This window comes from Actinospica sp. (assembly GCF_035552695.1).
Lineage (GTDB): Bacteria > Actinomycetota > Actinomycetes > Streptomycetales > Catenulisporaceae > Actinospica.
The window spans coordinates 1-16,258 of sequence record NZ_DASZKT010000271.1; the positions used below are offsets into that span (position 1 = coordinate 1).

General features: G+C 70.1%; 16 protein-coding genes. 5 read left to right on the forward strand and 11 right to left on the reverse strand.

The features are described from left to right. Positions 1–547 precede the first annotated feature (547 nt). From VG296_RS30695 to VG296_RS30710, 4 genes are read right to left on the reverse strand one after another with little or no spacing between them, the layout of a single operon-like run. Complete coding sequence (locus tag VG296_RS30695) at positions 548–2,395, reverse strand: SDR family oxidoreductase (RefSeq protein WP_325572001.1); 1,848 nt, start codon at positions 2,393–2,395, stop codon at positions 548–550. After that, entirely contained in the window at positions 2,385–3,272 is an 888-nt protein-coding gene (locus VG296_RS30700) for a M24 family metallopeptidase (protein WP_325572002.1), read from the reverse strand. Before VG296_RS30700 ends, VG296_RS30695 begins: the two co-directional genes overlap by 11 nt. Continuing rightward, on the reverse strand, positions 3,269–4,372 hold the full coding sequence (locus VG296_RS30705; protein WP_325572003.1) for a PDR/VanB family oxidoreductase: 1,104 nt from the start codon (positions 4,370–4,372) through the stop codon (positions 3,269–3,271). The genes VG296_RS30700 and VG296_RS30705 overlap by 4 nt, the downstream gene beginning before the upstream one ends. A 10-nt stretch (positions 4,373–4,382) precedes the next feature. Next, positions 4,383–5,255, reverse strand: coding sequence for a metal-dependent hydrolase (locus VG296_RS30710; protein WP_325572004.1), 873 nt, complete (start codon positions 5,253–5,255; stop codon positions 4,383–4,385). Between the two features lie 92 nt (positions 5,256–5,347). On the opposite strand from VG296_RS30710, the gene VG296_RS30715 reads away from it, so the two are divergent. Further along, positions 5,348–6,049 carry a TetR/AcrR family transcriptional regulator gene (locus tag VG296_RS30715; protein WP_325572005.1) on the forward strand — a complete coding sequence of 234 codons (702 nt, stop codon included), beginning with the start codon at positions 5,348–5,350 and terminating at the stop codon, positions 6,047–6,049. A 33-nt stretch (positions 6,050–6,082) separates the two neighbouring features. On the opposite strand, the gene VG296_RS30720 is transcribed toward VG296_RS30715, so the two are convergent. From VG296_RS30720 to VG296_RS30730, 3 genes are read right to left on the reverse strand one after another with little or no spacing between them, the layout of a single operon-like run. Beyond that, complete coding sequence (locus VG296_RS30720; RefSeq protein WP_325572006.1) at positions 6,083–6,331, reverse strand: DUF2630 family protein; 249 nt, start codon at positions 6,329–6,331, stop codon at positions 6,083–6,085. 51 nt (positions 6,332–6,382) lie between these two features. Beyond that, complete coding sequence (gene wrbA / locus VG296_RS30725; RefSeq protein ID WP_325572007.1) at positions 6,383–6,988, reverse strand: NAD(P)H:quinone oxidoreductase; 606 nt, start codon at positions 6,986–6,988, stop codon at positions 6,383–6,385. Positions 6,989–7,048: 60 nt separating this feature from the next. Beyond that, positions 7,049–8,131 carry an AI-2E family transporter gene (locus tag VG296_RS30730; RefSeq protein ID WP_325572008.1) on the reverse strand — a complete coding sequence of 361 codons (1,083 nt, stop codon included), beginning with the start codon at positions 8,129–8,131 and terminating at the stop codon, positions 7,049–7,051. 131 nt (positions 8,132–8,262) lie between these two features. On the opposite strand from VG296_RS30730, the gene VG296_RS30735 reads away from it, so the two are divergent. Beyond that, positions 8,263–10,140, forward strand: coding sequence for a hypothetical protein (locus VG296_RS30735; RefSeq protein ID WP_325572009.1), 1,878 nt, complete (start codon positions 8,263–8,265; stop codon positions 10,138–10,140). A 16-nt stretch (positions 10,141–10,156) separates the two neighbouring features. Here the strand turns inward: VG296_RS30735 and VG296_RS30740 are convergent, their stop codons facing one another. The 4 genes from VG296_RS30740 to VG296_RS30755 form a co-directional block, all read right to left on the reverse strand. Continuing rightward, on the reverse strand, positions 10,157–10,897 hold the full coding sequence (locus tag VG296_RS30740; RefSeq protein ID WP_325572010.1) for an amino acid ABC transporter ATP-binding protein: 741 nt from the start codon (positions 10,895–10,897) through the stop codon (positions 10,157–10,159). Continuing rightward, positions 10,894–11,769, reverse strand: coding sequence for an amino acid ABC transporter permease (locus tag VG296_RS30745; RefSeq protein WP_325572011.1), 876 nt, complete (start codon positions 11,767–11,769; stop codon positions 10,894–10,896). Before VG296_RS30745 ends, VG296_RS30740 begins: the two co-directional genes overlap by 4 nt. Before the next feature lie 8 nt (positions 11,770–11,777). Next, entirely contained in the window at positions 11,778–12,674 is an 897-nt protein-coding gene (locus VG296_RS30750; protein ID WP_325572012.1) for an ABC transporter substrate-binding protein, read from the reverse strand. 76 nt (positions 12,675–12,750) lie between these two features. Then, complete coding sequence (locus VG296_RS30755; protein ID WP_325572013.1) at positions 12,751–13,611, reverse strand: SAM hydroxide adenosyltransferase; 861 nt, start codon at positions 13,609–13,611, stop codon at positions 12,751–12,753. Between the two features lie 289 nt (positions 13,612–13,900). Between VG296_RS30755 and VG296_RS30760 the strand changes: the two genes are divergently transcribed. The 3 genes from VG296_RS30760 to VG296_RS30770 all read left to right on the forward strand — a co-directional run bounded on the left by VG296_RS30760 (position 13,901) and on the right by VG296_RS30770 (position 15,966). Next, positions 13,901–14,665 (forward strand): MerR family transcriptional regulator, encoded by a 765-nt coding sequence (locus VG296_RS30760; RefSeq protein ID WP_325572014.1) that lies wholly within the window; start codon positions 13,901–13,903, stop codon positions 14,663–14,665. A gap of 93 nt (positions 14,666–14,758) precedes the next feature. Continuing rightward, a complete protein-coding gene (locus VG296_RS30765) occupies positions 14,759–15,322 on the forward strand; it encodes an AAA family ATPase (protein WP_325572015.1) in 564 nt (187 codons plus the stop codon). Positions 15,323–15,366: 44 nt separating this feature from the next. Continuing rightward, positions 15,367–15,966: a GNAT family protein gene (locus VG296_RS30770; protein WP_325572016.1), complete on the forward strand. Its 600-nt coding sequence runs from the start codon at positions 15,367–15,369 to the stop codon at positions 15,964–15,966. Positions 15,967–16,258: the final 292 nt, after the last annotated feature.

Below are 16,258 nucleotides of genomic sequence, written 5' to 3' on the forward strand. Positions count from 1 at the left end.
AGGCCGGTAGAAGGGTGCTGGGTCCGGGTCTGCTCGGCGCCTTGCGGTCGGTGTTCGGCCCTGCCTACGGCCCGGTGCTTCGCTCGTTCCTCGCTTCGCATCGGGCCTACGTTCGGGCCGAATACTTAGCCCGCCCGCCACCCTCGGCGCTGCGCGCGCCCTACGTCCGCTGCGCTCCCTCGGGGGTAACGCCCTGCGGGCTAGGGGCCTACGGCGTCGCACGCTCGCAGAGCTCGCTCCGCGACGCCTGCGGCGATGCGCGGCGTCGATGGTGGCTGACGTAGCGTCGGCGGCTTGCGTTTGCGTTCGGCCCTGCCTACGGCCCAATGCTTCGCTCCGCTTCGCATCGGGCCTCGTTCGGGCCGTGGGGTCGCTGCGCTGGCTATCCCCACCCGCCAGTGAGGATGTGGGTCGCTGCGCTCCCTCGGATAACGCGCTGCGCGCTACAGGGCCTACGGCTCACGGCTACGCTCCCTCGTACCTCGGTCGCTGCGCCGCGAGCCTACGGCGACTTCCGCGCCTGGGTTCCGTGGACGAGCTGCGGCTTTCAGCCGAGGTTGAGCTTGGCGGCGGCGCGGAGGAGGCCGGGGGCCAGGCGGCCGAGGGCGCGGGCGATCTTGGCTTCGGCGGTGACGGGGACCATGGGGCGGTTGCGCAGGACGGCGTCGACGATGTGATCGGCGACCTTTTCCGGCGGGTAGTTGCGGCGGGCGTAGAGGCTCGCGGCGTGGCGGCGGCGGGCTTCCTGTTCGTCCGGAGAGGTGCCCGAGAACGTGGTGGTGCGGGTGATGTTGGTGTTGACGATGCCGGGGCAGATCACGCTTACGCCGATGCCGTGCGGGGCGAGTTCGGCGCGTAGGCAGTCGGAGAGCATGGCGACGGCGGCCTTGCTGGTGGCGTACGCGGCGAGCACCTTCGAGGGCAGATACGCCGCGGCCGAGGCGAGGTTGACGATGCTGCCGCCTTGGCCCTGTTCGGACATCAGGGTGCCGAAGGCGCGGCATCCGTGGATCACGCCCCACAGGTTGACGTCGAGCACGCGCTGCCAGTCCTTGTCCGTGGTCGCCAGGAAGGTGCCGTGGTGGCCGACGCCGGCGTTGTTGACCACGATGTGCGGCACGCCGTGCGCCTGCGCGACCTCCGCCGCGAAGGCGTCCACGGCGGCGCCGTCGGTGACGTCGACGCGGTAGGCGTGTGCGGCCGGGCCGAGTAGCCCGGCGAGTTCGGCCGTACGCTGCGCGGCTTCGAGGTCGATGTCGCAGACCACGACGCGTGCGCCGCGTTCGGCGAAGGCCAGTGCGGTCGCGCGGCCGATGCCGCTGCCCGCTCCCGTGACGACGGCGAGCCTTCCGGTGAAGGGCTTGGATTCGCGGGCGGAATCCTTCGACGTGTCGGCGGCTCCGGTGGCTCCGGCGGCTTCGGCGGTTCCAGTGTCTCCGGCGTCTTCGAGGTCTGCGTCGGTGCCGTCGACGTGTGCGGAGAAGCTGCGGATCATCCGGGCCACGGTGGGTCCCTTCTCGGACAGTGCGGACCAGTGGCCGGCGGTGATCTCGCGGCGGCGCAGGTCGGGTACCCAGCGGTCCAGGTCGGCACCGGCGAGCGCGGGGCTGACGAAGCGGTCTCGGGTGAGCGTGATCAGCTGCACCGGGATGCGGGCGAAACGTTCGGTCGGGTGGATCAGGCGGGGCAGCATGTTGGCGCGGTAGAGGCCGATGCCGCGCACGGCGTCGGTGCGCAGCGTCGTCGCGGGGTGGCCGGGTCGGGGCTGTACGTCCTCGGTCCGGCGCAGGATCTCGCCCCACCGGTCGGACAGCACGAGCCGCCACGCGGCGGGCGCGAGCAACGGGACGTGGAAGACACCGATGTACCAGGACTTGAGTTGCTGGCCGATCAGCTGCGCCACGTTCCGCGGCGTGGGGTGGGTGAATCGGCGCCGGAACCAGTGGCCCACATGGTCAAGACAGGGGCCTGACATGGTGGTGAACGAGGCGATCCGGCCGGTGGCCCGGGCGTCGGTGGCGGCCTGCCACGCCTGGATCGATCCCCAGTCGTGCGCGGCCAGGTGCACGGCCTGGTCCGGGCGCACTGCGTCGGCCACCGCGAACAGGTCGTCGGCGAGCTGGTCCATTCGGTAGCCGCGAAGCCGGTTCGGGTGTCCGGAGGCGCCGGCGCCGCGTACGTCGTAGCGGATCACGTGGTGGTCCGCGGCCAGATCCTCGGCGACCGCGTCCCAGACGCGGTGGGTGTCCGGGTAGCCGTGCACGAGCAGTACCGGCGGCGCGGTCGGATCACCGAGTTCGAAGACGGCGAGGTCGACGCCTCCGGACGTGACGGTGCGCCGACGGACCGCGTATTCGGGCCGCGGGACGAGCGACCGCTCGGGCTCAGTGCTCATCGGCGGGCACCTCGTTCTCGGAGGAGTGCGTCCAGCGACGGACGTGCGGGAGGTTGTCGTCGAGCCAGAACGCGTCGTCTTCGGTCACGACCAGCAGTTCCTCGAACTTCAAGCCGACATCGCGCAGGGCCACGTGCGGCTCGACGGCCCACAGCCCCGGGGTCGGCGCATGCCGGGAGGCTCGTCCGTCGGCCCACAGCGGGGAGCGGCCGTGCCTGCGCTCGCCGATCAGCTCACGGCCGAGGGTCTGCAGCGTCCGGACACCGAATCCGAACACTGTCACCCCGGCCGGTCCTCGCGAGGTCACCTTCGTGACCTGATGACCGATCACCCGGCCCGGATAGACGCGATGCCGGTTGTCGAAGCCGTGCCGGGCGATCAGCGTGTCGACGGACGCGTAGATCTCCGACAGCGCACGTCGCTCTCGCACCTCACGCAGAATCAGCTCGCGGTATTCGCGCAGGTCCTGGGAGATTCGGTCCCACAACGGATTCTCGCCCAGCTTTCCCGCGAACCCGATGTCCGCGGTGTATCCGTCGCGGACCGGCGCGCAGTCGAGGACGTAGGGCATCCCCTCGGCCAAAGGTCGATTCGTGGGGAAGAACTGCAGCGGCGTGCGGAAGTTCCGGAAGGCGGTGCGGTCGCCGAACCATGCGAACGGCACGTGGAAGAAGTCTGAGACGCCCGAGCGCACCAGCTCGCGGCGCAGCCGGGTGGCCGCCTGCCGTTCGGTGACGCCCGGTTCGAGCCAGTCGGCCACGCGTCCGGCGCACTCGTATGCCAGCTGCTGGAGTTCGCGGAATCGTTCGAGGTCGGCGTCCGTGTAGGGGAACGTCCCGCGCGCCGGAGCGGCCTGAACAGGAGCGATGCTGCTCATCGGTCGATCACCAGTCTCTCGCCTTCCGGCGCTCGGGACACGCATACCAGCATCTCGCCCGCGGCCCGCTCGTCGTCGGTCAGCCGCAGGTCGCGGTGCTCCACGCGTCCAGTGGTCACGCTCTGCTTGCAGACCCCGCAGAAACCCTGTCGGCACGAGTACGGTGTGCCCGCCGGATCGTGCTCGCGCAGGACATCGAGCGCGGAACGGTCGGCGGGCACGGGCAGCACGACGCCGCTGCGCGCGAGTTCGAGCTCGAAGGCACGGCCGTCGACGATCGGCGGCGGGGTGAAGCGTTCGAAGTGGAACGCACTGACCGCATCGGGCCCGACGGCCTGGGCCGCGGTACGCGCCGCGGCGAGCATCGGCGCCGGACCGCAGCAGTACACGGCCGAACCACGCGCGCCCGCACCGACCAGCTCAGAGCCGTCGGGGACGCGCCCGGTCTCGTCGTCGGCGAGGATCTGGACGCGATCGCCGCCAAGATCCTTGAGCACGTCGAGGAACGGCATGGCGGCGCGACTTCGGCCCGCGTAGACCAAACGCCAGTCGAGCCGTCGGGCGGCCGCCTCGCGCACCATCGGCAGGATCGGGGTGATGCCGATTCCTCCGGCCAGGAACAGCACCGTGCGCTCGGCCGCGAACGGGAAAGCGTTGCGCGGCTTCATCACCCGGATCATCGATCCCTGCCGAACCGCGTCGTGCAGCTCGACCGAGCCCGCGCCGCCGGGGATCCGACGCACGGTGATCGTGTACGTATCGCGCCGCGCGGGATCGCCGCAGAGCGAGTAGTGGCGGACGAGGCCCGAAGGCAGCTCGATCCGCAGGTGCGCGCCGGGCCACCAGTGTTCGAGCACGCGACCGTCCGGCGCGGCGAAGTGGAAAGTGACGGCGTCGTCCGCAGCGTCTTCGCGTTCGACGACGCGCATCTTCCGCCACGCAGTGTTGGTGAATCCGGTGCGCCTGGCCTCACCGGACCACGGAACGCGACCGAGCACGTTGAGATACAAGTTGTTGAAGGCGGTGAAGCCGCGCAGGAATCGGTCCGGGCCGCGGCCGTAGAGATCCGGCGGCGGAGACGTCGGAGCTGGTCTGGGCATCGAAGTCCTCTCAGTGCGCCGCGGCGCGAGCGGCGGGCGAGGAGCCGAGGTACGCGACGGCCTGCCGGGTCGAGCCCTCCTGCGTCGGATGGTAGTCACGGCGCAGGTAGCGCAGCCCGGAGCGCAGCGCGCGGACGGGCGAAGGCAGCAGCCCGCGCCGACCGTCGGCCGCGACCATCCGCCAACTCGCCCTGGCCCCGGGCCCGAGCTCCGGATCGCGGGAGACCAGGTACCTCGCGCCGCGCGCCCACAGGTAGACGAGGACCGGGCCGGCCACCGCCATGGCGCGCACCCGGCGCGGGTAGCCCGGATCGAGGTGCTGCAGCAGGTCATAGGCGACGCTTCGATGCTCGACCTCCTCCGCACCGTGCCAACGCAGCAGGTCGAGCATCACCGGGTGCGCTCCGGCCCGGTCGAGGTCCGGCGCGTTGAGGATCCAGTCACCGAGGAACGCGGTGAAGTGCTCGATGGCCGCGACGATGGCGATGCGCTCGACCAGATGCCGGCGTGCCACGGTGGGGGACAAGCCAGGGCGATCGCCGAGGATCCGCCGGAAGAGCCACTCCATGTGCCGCACGTACGGCCCGGGATCGAGGCCCTGCGCGGTGAAGTAGTCGAGCACGCCCTGATGCGCCTCGGCGTGGATGGCCTCCTGGCCGATGAAGCCGAGCACGTCCTCGCGCAGCTCCTCGTCCCGGATCAGCGGCAGCGCCTGCCGGAACGTCTGCACGAACCAGCGCTCACCCTCCGGCAGCAGCAGATGCAGAACGTTGATGACGTGGCTGGCCACCGGTTCGCCCGGGATCCAGCGCAGCGGCAGTCCGGACCAGTCGAACTGCACGTCCCGCGGTTGCAGGACGAGTCGGTCGGGCTCGGCGTGCACGTGATCCTCCCCTTTGAGGGCTGGTGCGGCGGCTGCTATTGATTATTACTCAACAGTAGCCCGCCGCCCGGAGAAGTCAATAGAATCGACTCGTGCCCGACACCCCGGCCCCGGCCGCCCCGACGTCCGCCAGCGCGACCGCCCACGTCACCGCCCGTGCGGCCTCGCGCCGCCTGGCCCCGAGCGAGCGCCGCCGGCAGATCCTCGACACGGCGCGCGAGCTGCTGGACACCGAGACGATCGACGAGATCTCGGTGGAGGCCGTGGCCAAGCACGTGGGGGTCTCGCCGGGGCTGCTGTTCCACTACTTCGGCTCGCAGCGCCGCTTCCGGCACGCCGTGCTCCAGGCCGCCGCGCGCGAGCTGCTCAAGCAGGTCGCGCCGGATCCCGCGCTCAGCCCGATGGAACAGCTGCACATGGCGCTGGAACGGTTCACCGATTACGTGCACCGGAACCCGAGCCGCTATCTCGCCGTCGTCCGCTTCGCCAGCGCCAATCGCGAACTGCGCAACCTGCACAGCTCGCTGCGCGCGGTCTTCGGTGAATGGCTGATCGACGGCCTCGGCTCCGCCGGTGTTCCGGCGACCCAGCCGGTGCGCGCGAGCATCGCCGGCTGGCTCGCGTTCGTCGAGGAGGTGCTGCTCACCTGGCTCGACGACCCCCAGATGCCGCAGGAGGAAGTCGTCACCCTCTGCGAGCGCGCCTGCTACGTCGTGATCGAGGTCGCCGTCGCGGATCCGGCGCTCTGGTCGGAGATCCAACGCCGCGTCACGCGGCGCCCGGCGGACTCCTGAGAGCCGCCGGGCCGCCGGACGAGAGAACGGGACTCAGCTCTCGTAGTTCTCCACCACGCGGGTCGGCCGTTCCCTGGCACGCTCGGGATCCTGGTCCCACTCGCGGCGGGCCTGGCGCTGGCGCAGCAGGTCCCAGGCCTGGTCGAGCTGCATCTCGAGCTCGGCGAGGCGGCGACGGCGGTCGGCGTCGGGCACGTCGAGTGCCTCGTCGCCGCGCAGGCGGTGCTCCTCGTCGATCAGTTCGTTGATGCGGCGGTGGATGTTCGCGTTCGTGTCCGCCATGTCCTCGACCTCCTCGGGATAGCCGTTCGGCCGCGCCGGGGCGCGACCCTGCTACGCGCCGTTGAACCTGGCTGCGATGTCGACGAGGCGACGGCCCTGGTAGCGCGCTGCCTCGAGGGTAGCCTCGTCGGGGCCCTCGCCGCCGCCCGAGGGCCAGCTGACGCCGTAGGGGTTGCCGCCCGAGGCGTAGAGCAGCGGGTCGGTGTAGCCGAGCGGGACGATCAGGCAGCCCCAGTGGTAGAAGACGTTGTTGAGCGACAGGATCGTCGACTCCTGGCCGCCGTGCTTGTTCGCCGACGAGGTGAAGCTCGTCACCGGCTTGTCCTGCAGCTTGCCGGCCTGCCACAGTCCGCCGGCCAGGTCGAGGAACTGCTTGAGCTGCGAGGTCACGTTGCCGAAGCGGGTCGGCGTGCCGAAGGCGTACGCGTTGGCCCACTCCAGGTCGTCGAGCGTCGCCTCGGGCACGGACTCCTTGGTCGCGTCCACGTGCGCGCGCCAGGCCGGGTTGGAGTCGATCGCCGTGTCGGGCGCGAGCTCGTGCACGCGGCGCAGGCGCACCTCCGCATCGCGCTTGGCCGCGCCCTCCGCCATCGCCGACGCGAGGGCGTGGACGTTGCCGGTCGCGCTGTAATAGATCACTGCTACGCGGACACCCATGAAATAGCTCCTTTCGTCCTCACCATTGGACCTTCGCCACGCGGTGGGCGCGAGGGCGGTTCACCCGTGCGGGCTACTCTCAAAGCCCGGCTCACGCATTTCGCGCAGCGCCCGCCACACCGCCCAGCCGATCGAGGCCAGCGGCACCGCGACCACCGCCCCGGCCAGGCCCGCGAGCGAGGTCCCGGCGATGACGCACACCGCCACGACCACCGGGTGCAGCCGTACGGCCCAACCCATCACGAACGGCTGCAGCAGGTGGCCCTCGATCTGCCCGATCACCACGATCAGCACCAGCACGATCACGGCTGTGGTCACGCCCCGGCTGGCCAGTGCGACGACCGTCGCCACGGCCAGCGCGATCGGCGAGCCGATCAGCGGGATGAAACTCGCGACGAACTCCAGCAGCGTGAGCGGCAGCACGAGCGGCACGCGCAGCACCTTGAGCGCGACGCCGACCATCACCGCGTTGGCGCCCGCGACCAGCACGATCCCGCGCGTGTACCCGGCGAAGGTATGCCAGGCCGTGCGTCCGCAGCGCGACCACGTCTCCCGCGAGCTCAGCGGCAGCTGCTGCTGGAACCACGACCACATCCGGTCGCCGGAGCTGGTGAAGAACAGCGCGCAGAACACCGAGAGCGCCAGCACGGTCACGATGTCCACGATCCGGCTGGCCTCGCTCAGCGCCTGGTTGATCAGGGTCGAGCGATGGTCCGAGAGCCAGGTCGTCAGCTTGCTCTGCAGGTTGGTCAGCGTGCTCGGATTGACGTGGAACGGCGCGCCCTGCAGCCAGCTTCGGATCCGGTCCACGCCGCCGCGGAACTCGCTGGCCAGGCTGCTCGACTCGTTCGACACCGAGTCGGCCACCAGCCAGCCGAGACCGCCGAGCAGCGCCAGGCTGCCGAGCCCGGTGACCAGCAGCGCGAGCGGCCGCGGCATCGAGTTGGACAGCACCCGCACCGGCGGCCACAGCAGCGAGGTCAGGATCAGCGCGATGAACAGGGCGATGAACACCAGCTCGAAGCGCACCAGCACGCGGAAGAGCACGTACACCGCCGCGCCCAGGATCAGCAGCCGCCACGCGTAGTCCGCCACCCGGCGGAGTCCGGGACTCACCGCCCGCGGGCCGGGTTGCTGATTCATGGTCACGTGCCTACCCGGGAAAGCTTCGCGGATGCGGGCATTACGGCGTTCGTGGACGCGGCTGATCCGCCATCAGGCCTTGTCGCAGTATGCGTACGCATGCTGCAATGACGGCGAGGGGAGGTGGATCAGTGATCACATGGTGGGGCAAGCGGCCGAAGCTGCTGGCGTTCATCGTGCTCGGCGGCCTGGTCGCCGTCCTCGCCGGGCTCGCCGCGCTGGCCGGCTTCGGGAACGGCTACGTGCCGAACTTCCTGCTCAACGCCGCGTGCGACATGCTCGGCGGCCTCACCATCCTGTTCCTGGTCGATCCGATCATCCGCAGCGCGGCGATCGGCATCAGGGCCCATCCGTTCATGAGCTCCACCCGGTTCACGGCGCGGGTGGCCGCGTCCACCGACGTGGTCCGGATCCTGGACACCGCGAGCAGGATGATCCGCGAGGACGCCGAGGAGGACAACCGGCTGCTCGAGGCGGTCCGGAGCGCGACGGAGAACGGCGCCTTCGTCAAGGTGCTGCTGATGAACCCCTCGTCCGACGCCTCCCGGGCCCGCGACGCCCAGCTGCGCGACCGGCACCCGGACTTCGACCTCGACCGGATGATCAACCGCACGATCACCCAGCTGCAGCGGATCCAGCGGGAGCTCGGCGAGCTCGGCTCTCGGGTCGAGCTGCGGGTCTACTCCTCGCCGGTCCCGTTCATCCTCTACGGCGCCGACTCCTCGCTGCTGTACACGATCGTGCCGCACAGCCTGCTCGTGGACGACGCCCCGCAGGTCGAGGTGCGCGCGGAGACCGAGCTCGGCCGGCACCTGCTGACCGGCTTCAACACGCTCTGGGAGTCGGCGCGCGGCCTCGACGAGCTGATCAAGGTGCGCTTCGCCGAGCAGCCCGGCGACGTGCCGATGCTGATGCGGCACATCGAGCACGAGAGCGTCCTCTACCTGGTCTCCAGCCGCATCGACCGGGTCTACGAGTACCAGAACGAGCCGCGCTTCCTGCTCGGCGACGACTCGAGCACCGTGTACCGCGCCGTGCCGGTCACCTTCGGCACGAACGTGTACAACTGGCTGCTCGACGCGCTCCAGGACCGCTACCCCCGCTCGGTGCGCCGCGCCGACCGCCGGTTCTACCGCGTGGTCAAGGACGACCGCGCCGAGCAGGCGGAGGGGCGGCTTCGCGCCTTCCAGGGCCTGCCCGCCGTGCACCTGACCAGCCTGATCGGCGTGGCCGGCCGGGAGGTGCGGATCTTCGACACCTGCTCCTCGCTGCTGGTCGAGGACGCCGCCGGGCCCGACCAGGTCGGCGGGCCGGTCCTGCAGGCCACGCTCGACGCGCTCGACCACGGCGCCCACCTCAAGGCCCTGCTGATGTATCCGGGGACTGCGTTCTCCAGGAACCGCACCGAGGAGATCGCCGAGCCGCATGTCGAATCGCGCATCGAACAGAACCTCAGATGGCTCACGGAGCTGCGCGACCAGGCCGCGCGACACGGCCTGCCGAGCGACCGCGTGCAGGTCAGGCTGTACAACGCTCAGCCGAGCTTCAGCGTCTATCAGGTCGATGACACCGTGATAGCGGGCTTCATGCCGATGGGCACGCGCAGCTCCGGCGCCACGCACTACAGCACCGAGCTGGACACGCCGCTCGCCGGATTCGTGCTCGACCAGTTCGACCTGCTGTGGCATCAGGGCCCGGCCGACCACGTGCACCAGTTCGAGTCGCTCGAATTCATGACGATCGAGGCGCCGCGGCAGAGCGTGCGCATCCTGGCCCGCGCCTGGAAATCCGGCGGCGAGTGGTTCGTCTGCTCCGCGCGCGTGGACGACCTGCTCGACCAGCACGGCGAGGACCTGCCGATCGCCTTCGACCGCTGGCCGGGGCGCAGCTGGTGGCTGCCGAAGGTGCTCGGCAACGTCGAGTTCAACCAGGCCAGGGACACGTTCGTGCGCCGCTTCGGGGTGATCCCGCAGGACGCGCGGCTGCGCCAGGTCGTGCCGCTGCGCTAGTCGGGCGGCTGGAACCTCAGCGGTGTTCGAGCACCCGGGACAGGAAGCGCTGGGTGGAGGCGTGCCGCGGGTCGCCGAGCACCTGCTGGGCGCTGCCCCGCTCGCGGATCACCCCGTCCTCCAGGAAGCACACCTGGTCCGCCGCGTGCCGTGCGAAGCCCATCTCGTGCGTGGCCATCAGGATCGTCATGCCGCGCTGCTTCAGGTCGCTGACCACGTCCAGCACCTCGCCGACGAGCTCCGGGTCCAGCGCCGCGGTGATCTCGTCGAGCAGCAGCAGTTCCGGATTCGTCGCCAGCGCCCGCGCGATCGCCACGCGCTGCTGCTGGCCGCCGGAGAGCCGGTCCGGGTAGTCCTGCGCCTTCTCCGCCAAACCGAGCCGGGTCAGCAGTTCCAGCGCGTACTGCTGGGCCTCGCGCCGCGGCACCCTGTGCGCCTTGCGCGGGGCCAGCGTCACGTTGTCCAGCACGCTCAGGTGCGGAAAGAGGTTGTAGGACTGGAAGACCACGCCGATCCGCCGCCGTGCCGCGTTCGTGTTCAGCCGGGGATTCGTCAGCTCGGTCTCGCCGAGGTGGATCGTGCCGTCGTCCACGGTGTCGAGCATGTCCACGCAGCGCAGCAGCGTCGACTTGCCCGAGCCGGAGCCGCCGATCAGGCAGACCACCTGGTGCTCGGCCACGTCCAGGTCGATCGAGCGCAGCACCACGCGACCGCCGTAGGACTTCCGCAGGTCTTTGATCTGGAGCAATGCCGTCATCGTGCCCCCTCCGCCCACTGCCGCTGAACCGACTTGGCCTGCAGCCAGTCCGCGTACCGGGTCAGCGGGATCGTCACCAGGATGAACAGCAACGCCGCGGCCAGGTACGGGGTGTAGTTGAAGTCGTAGTCCGCGTTGATCTGCGCCACCCGCAGCGCCTCGAGCGGACCGAGCACCGCCACCAGCGCGGTGTCCTTCTGCAGCGAGATGAAGTCGTTGAGCAGCGGCGGCACCACGTTGCGCACGGCCTGCGGGAGGATCACGTGCCGCAGCGTCTGCCGCTCGCTCAGCCCCAGCGCCCTGGCCGCGTTGCGCTGCGCAGGATGCACCGAGTTCAGGCCCGCGCGGAACACCTCGCCGACATACGCGGTGTACGAGAGCACCAGCGCGATGCAGCCGAGCACCACCGGCGAGGACGGCGTGCCCTGCAGCTGTAGCGCCGGCAGGCCGAAGCCGACCAGGAACACCAGCAGCAGCGTCGGCACGCCGCGGAACACGTCCACGTACAGCATCGCGCTCCACCGCAGCGGAGCCAGACCCGGCGCCTTCGTCGTGCGGACCAGCGCGAGCGCCAGACCGAGGACCAGGATGGCGATCTCACAGAGCGCGAACATCTGCACATTGAGCCAGAAGCCGTCCAGGATCTTCCCGAAATAGCGCCGGAACTCGGCGCCGTTGAGGAAGTACTCGTGCACCCGGCTCCAGCCCGGCGAGGACACCAGGCCCACGCAGACCAGCACGAGGAAGCCGACGGTGCACCCGGCGGCGATCAGACCGTCCCGCCGCCGGCGTCCCGTGCGGTAGCGCTCCCGGTCGAGCCGGATGGCGCTCGGCGTGTAGCCGTCGCCGTCGGTCATCGTCGTGTCGGTCATCGAGTCCGTCACTGCGTGAGCTCGGGCGCGTCAGCCGCGTCCGAGAGCCACTGCTTGGTGATCGAGGCCAGCTCGCCGTTCGACTTCAGCTTGGCGAGGGCCTGGTCCACGCAGCTCGTCAGCTTGCTGCCCTTCTGCAGGAGCAGGCCGAACTGCTCGGGACTGCCGCCGTCGTAGCTGAACTGACCGACGATCTTGCCGTTGGTCAGCTCGGCGCTGGCCAGGTAGAAGACGGTCGGCATGTCGGTGACGATCGCGTCCACCTGACCGTTCTTCAGCGCGTTGACCTCGTCGTCGGTGGTGTTGTACACGGACACCGAGCCCGACGGCTTGATCTCGTTGATGACGGCCTGGTAGCTGGTGGTCGACACCTGCACGCCGATCTTCGCGCCCTTGAGCGCGGACAGCGCGGCCGCTCCCGCGTACTTCGAGTTCGAGAGCGTCAGCACGCCCTGGGTGACGTCGTAGTAGCCGGTGGAGAAGTCCACGGCCTTCGCGCGCGTCGGGGTGATCGAGATCTCGTTCGCGTCGAAGTCGAAGTTCTTCGAGCCCGGCGCGTAGGAGTTGTCGAAGGACTCCGTCACCCACTTGACCTGGCTGGCGCTGAAGCCGAGCTCCTTGGCCACGGCGTAGGCCACGGCGCTCTCGAAGCCCTTGCCGTCCGACGGGTTGTTGTTGTCGAACCACGGCGAGTAGGCCGGGGAGTCGGTCGCCACGGTCAGCTGGCCCGACTTGTAGAGCGCGAGCGAGCTGGTCGAGCAGGACGCGGCGGCCGAGCCGCTCGCGGTCGACGTGGAGCTGTCGCTCTTCGGCGCGCAGGCGGAGGCGAGCAGGGCGACGGCAGCGGCTGCGCCGAGGATCGCGGCGATGCGGCCGCGCGAGCGCGGGGGGCGAAGTGAGGACACGAGGGTACTTTCAGGTCGGAGGGCCGGAGTGATAATAGCGGTTTCTCGATTGTCTCGAATGGTGAGACGATGACGTCTACGTTACGAGCGCCGGCTCCGGCTGCACCCGACGGGCGAGCAACGCGTCGCCCTCCCGCAGGCCGAACAGCCGGGCCGCCGATCCGCCGCGGATCACCAGCTCGGCGAAGCCGTACCCGGAGCTGCCGGTGATGACCCCGGGCTCGCCGCGCGGCACGTCCACCAGCCGCGGATAGCAGGCCACCTCGCGCGGCACGCCGGATTCGCCGTCGAGCACCGGGATGCTGCCGCCCGCCGCGTAACCGGGCAGCTGATCGGCGGGGACGTCCAGCTTGCAGTTGCCGAAGTTGTCCACGACCGCGACCCGCGGTGCGGACCCGGCCCCCTCGGCGATGAGTTCGGTGCGCGACGGCACCGGGCGGCCGTCGACCAGCCAGCGCGCGAGCAGCGGCACGTACCAGAGGCTGCGGAACTGGGTGCGCGCGATCTCGTCCACCTGCGCCTGGGTGAATTCGGCCCAGCCCGCCGCCGCGGCCTCGAGCACTTCGCGCACGTCGGTCACCTCGACCGCGTCAACGCCGAGATAGCGTCGCACCGGCGCGAGCACGCGCGGGTTCAGTGTGCTGATGACGAGGTGCTCGCGGACGCGGAAGTAGCAGAACGGCACCCCGTTCGGCCAGTGCCCGTCGCGCGGTGCGATGTTCACCAGCACCACGGTCGGCTCCCCGGCGCCGCCGAGCAGCTCCGTCGAGCGCAGTACGTCCAGCAGCGTCAGCGCGGTCGTACCCTCCGGATCCGCGCCGCACAGCGGGAGAAGAGTCGGTGTACTGCCGAAGAGCGCGGCCAGCCGGGCTGTCTGCCTGGCCACGGCGTTCGGATCGGTACAGTCGGTGAGCGAGATCACGGGCGGATTCGACATGGAGAGTCTCTTTCTGGCGGAGAGAATCCTGGGGAAAACAAAAAACCCCTCCGGAGTCCGGAGGGGTCACGCGTTACGCGCGCACGGCTTCGCTAGCGAAGAGCCTCCGGGGAGCGGGGCATCATTCGCATCATCATCGCGAAGCGGGCGGCCATGGCCGGAACCCTAACACAGGATCCGTCGGCAGGGCTTGACCTTGCCGTAACGTCAACTCGTACCTTCGTCAACGAGGCCGCGGCCTGCGGCTTCACGAGTCCCGAGAGGGCGGCGTCCGGAAGGGAGCGCGGAGATGGACTGGTCGATCGCCGAGGTGGCGAGGATGTCCGGGCTCACCTCGCGCACGCTGCGCCACTACGACGACATCGGCCTGCTGAGTCCGGCCTTCGTCGGCGCGAACGGCTACCGGTACTACGGGCAGGAAGAGCTGCTGCGGCTGCAGCAGATCCGCGTGCTGCGCGAGCTCGGCGTCGGCCTGCCGGAGATCGGCCGGATCCTCGACGAGCAGACCGACCGCGTCCAGGCGCTGCGCGAGCACCACAAGCGGCTGCTCGGCGAGCGCGACCGGCTCGGCACGCTCGCCGCGACCGTCGCCCGCACCATCCGGGAACTCGAGCAACCAGGACACGACGAAGGAGAAGCCGTGCGGATCAACCGGCCGGAGAACCTGTTCGAGGGCTTCGACAGCTCGCAGTACGACGACGAGGCGCGTCGGCGCTGGCCCGAGGAGTTCGCGGAATCGCAACGCCGCGCCGCGGCGATGACCGCCGAGGACATGGAGCGCATCCAGCGGGAGACCACCGCCAATATGATCAGGATGGCCGAGCTCATGGCCGCGGCCACGCCGGTGGACGACGAGGCGGTGCAGGAGGCGGTGCACGAGCACTACGTCGGGCTCTGCCGTTGGTGGACGCCGAACGCGCAGGCGTACACGTGCGTCGGCCGGATGTACGTGGACGACGAGCGCTTCACCGCCACCTACGACAAGATCGCGGTCGGTCTCGCCGCGTACTACCGGGACGCCATCGCGCACTACGCGCGCACCCGGCTGAGCTAGCGGCGAGCCGGGCCCCTGCCGGGGCGGCTGACAGTCCGTCAGCCGCCCCGGACGTCTCTTGCCGTGCGCCCGGCGAGCCGATAGATAAGGGTCGTGAATAACGCGCGACGACCCATGGTCTTCGTCAACGGATTGCCCGGCGCCGGGAAGACCACCCTGGCCCGGTCGCTCTCCCGGCGGATGAGCCTGCCGCTGATCAGCAAGGACATCATCAAGGAGGCGTATTCCGACGTGTTCGGGATAGCCCCGCAGGAAGGCCGGGCGCGGCGCGAGTGGAGCAACGCGCACGGCGCGGCCGCCTCCGAGACCATGTGGGCGCTGGCCGCCGAGGCCGCCGGGGGCGCGATTCTCGAGTCCTGGTGGCCGCGCGACCGGGCGCACTTCGTCGAGGCCGGGCTCAAGCGGGCCGGGATCGACCGCGCGATGACCGTGCTCTGCGAGGTCTCGCCCGCGGTGGCCAGGGACCGCTTCGTGCGGCGCGCGCGGGACGGCCTGCGGCACCCGATCCACGGCGACACGCCTGATCCGGCCGACTACGACCGCGACTGGTCCGGCGTCGAACCGTTCTCCGTCGGCCCGGTGCTCCGCGTCGACACGAGCGCGGACGTCGACATCGAGCCGATCGTGCGGTGGATCGAGTCGCGCGGTACCGGATGAGATTCCGCCTTCGCCCGCGCCCCGCCCCTTTGATAGAAAGAGGCGTGACCGCCACGCGCAAGCTCCTGGAACCCGTCCACCTCAGTGCGGGCCGCCTCTACCTGCGCCCCATGGACGCCACCGACGAGCCCGCCGTCGCGGCCGCGCTGCACGACCCCGGCATCATCCGCTGGAACACCGGAGCCGCCATCGTCCGCGCCCCCGAGGCGCTGCGCGCCACGATGTGGCTGCGGGTGCGCGAGCAGGGCTGGGCCTCCGGCGCCGCCGCCCATTTCACCGTCGCCGACGCGACCACCGGCACGCTGCTCGGCACGGTCGGCATCCGCGACATCAACCGCCTCCCCGAACAGGCGCTCGCCTCCTACTGGACCGCCCCAGAGGCCCGCGGCCAGGGCATCGCGCCGCAGGCCCTCGACGTCCTCTGCCGCTGGGCCTTCTCCCCGATCGACACCGGCGGGCTCGGCCTGCACCGCATCTCCCTGGACCACGCGGTGGAGAACGCGGGATCCTGCCGCGTCGCCGAGAAGGCCGGATTCCGGCTCGAGGGCACGATGCGCGGGTCCTTCCTCGCATACGACGGCCGGCGCTATGACTCCCACCTGCACGCCCGGCTGGCCGGCGACCAATTCACCGTGGGCGGATGAGAACAATCCAAGAATGCAGTCATGGAACAGTGACTAAGAGCGTTTTCATCCACGGCTCACCCCCGGCCTAGACCGTCACCCCAGATTTCTTGCTCGTACGAGAACGGCGCGAAAACACACCTGCGCGCCGTCATCACGTCCTCGACCAAGACATCAGGGGCCATAGAGATGTTCTTCACCTATCTGGGCCGGGAGCTGCGCAGGCGCAGTCGCCAAGCCCTTGTCATCGCGCTCGGCCTGGCGCTCGGTATCGGTTTGACGATCGCGGTCAGCGCCGCGTCTTCTGGTGTCA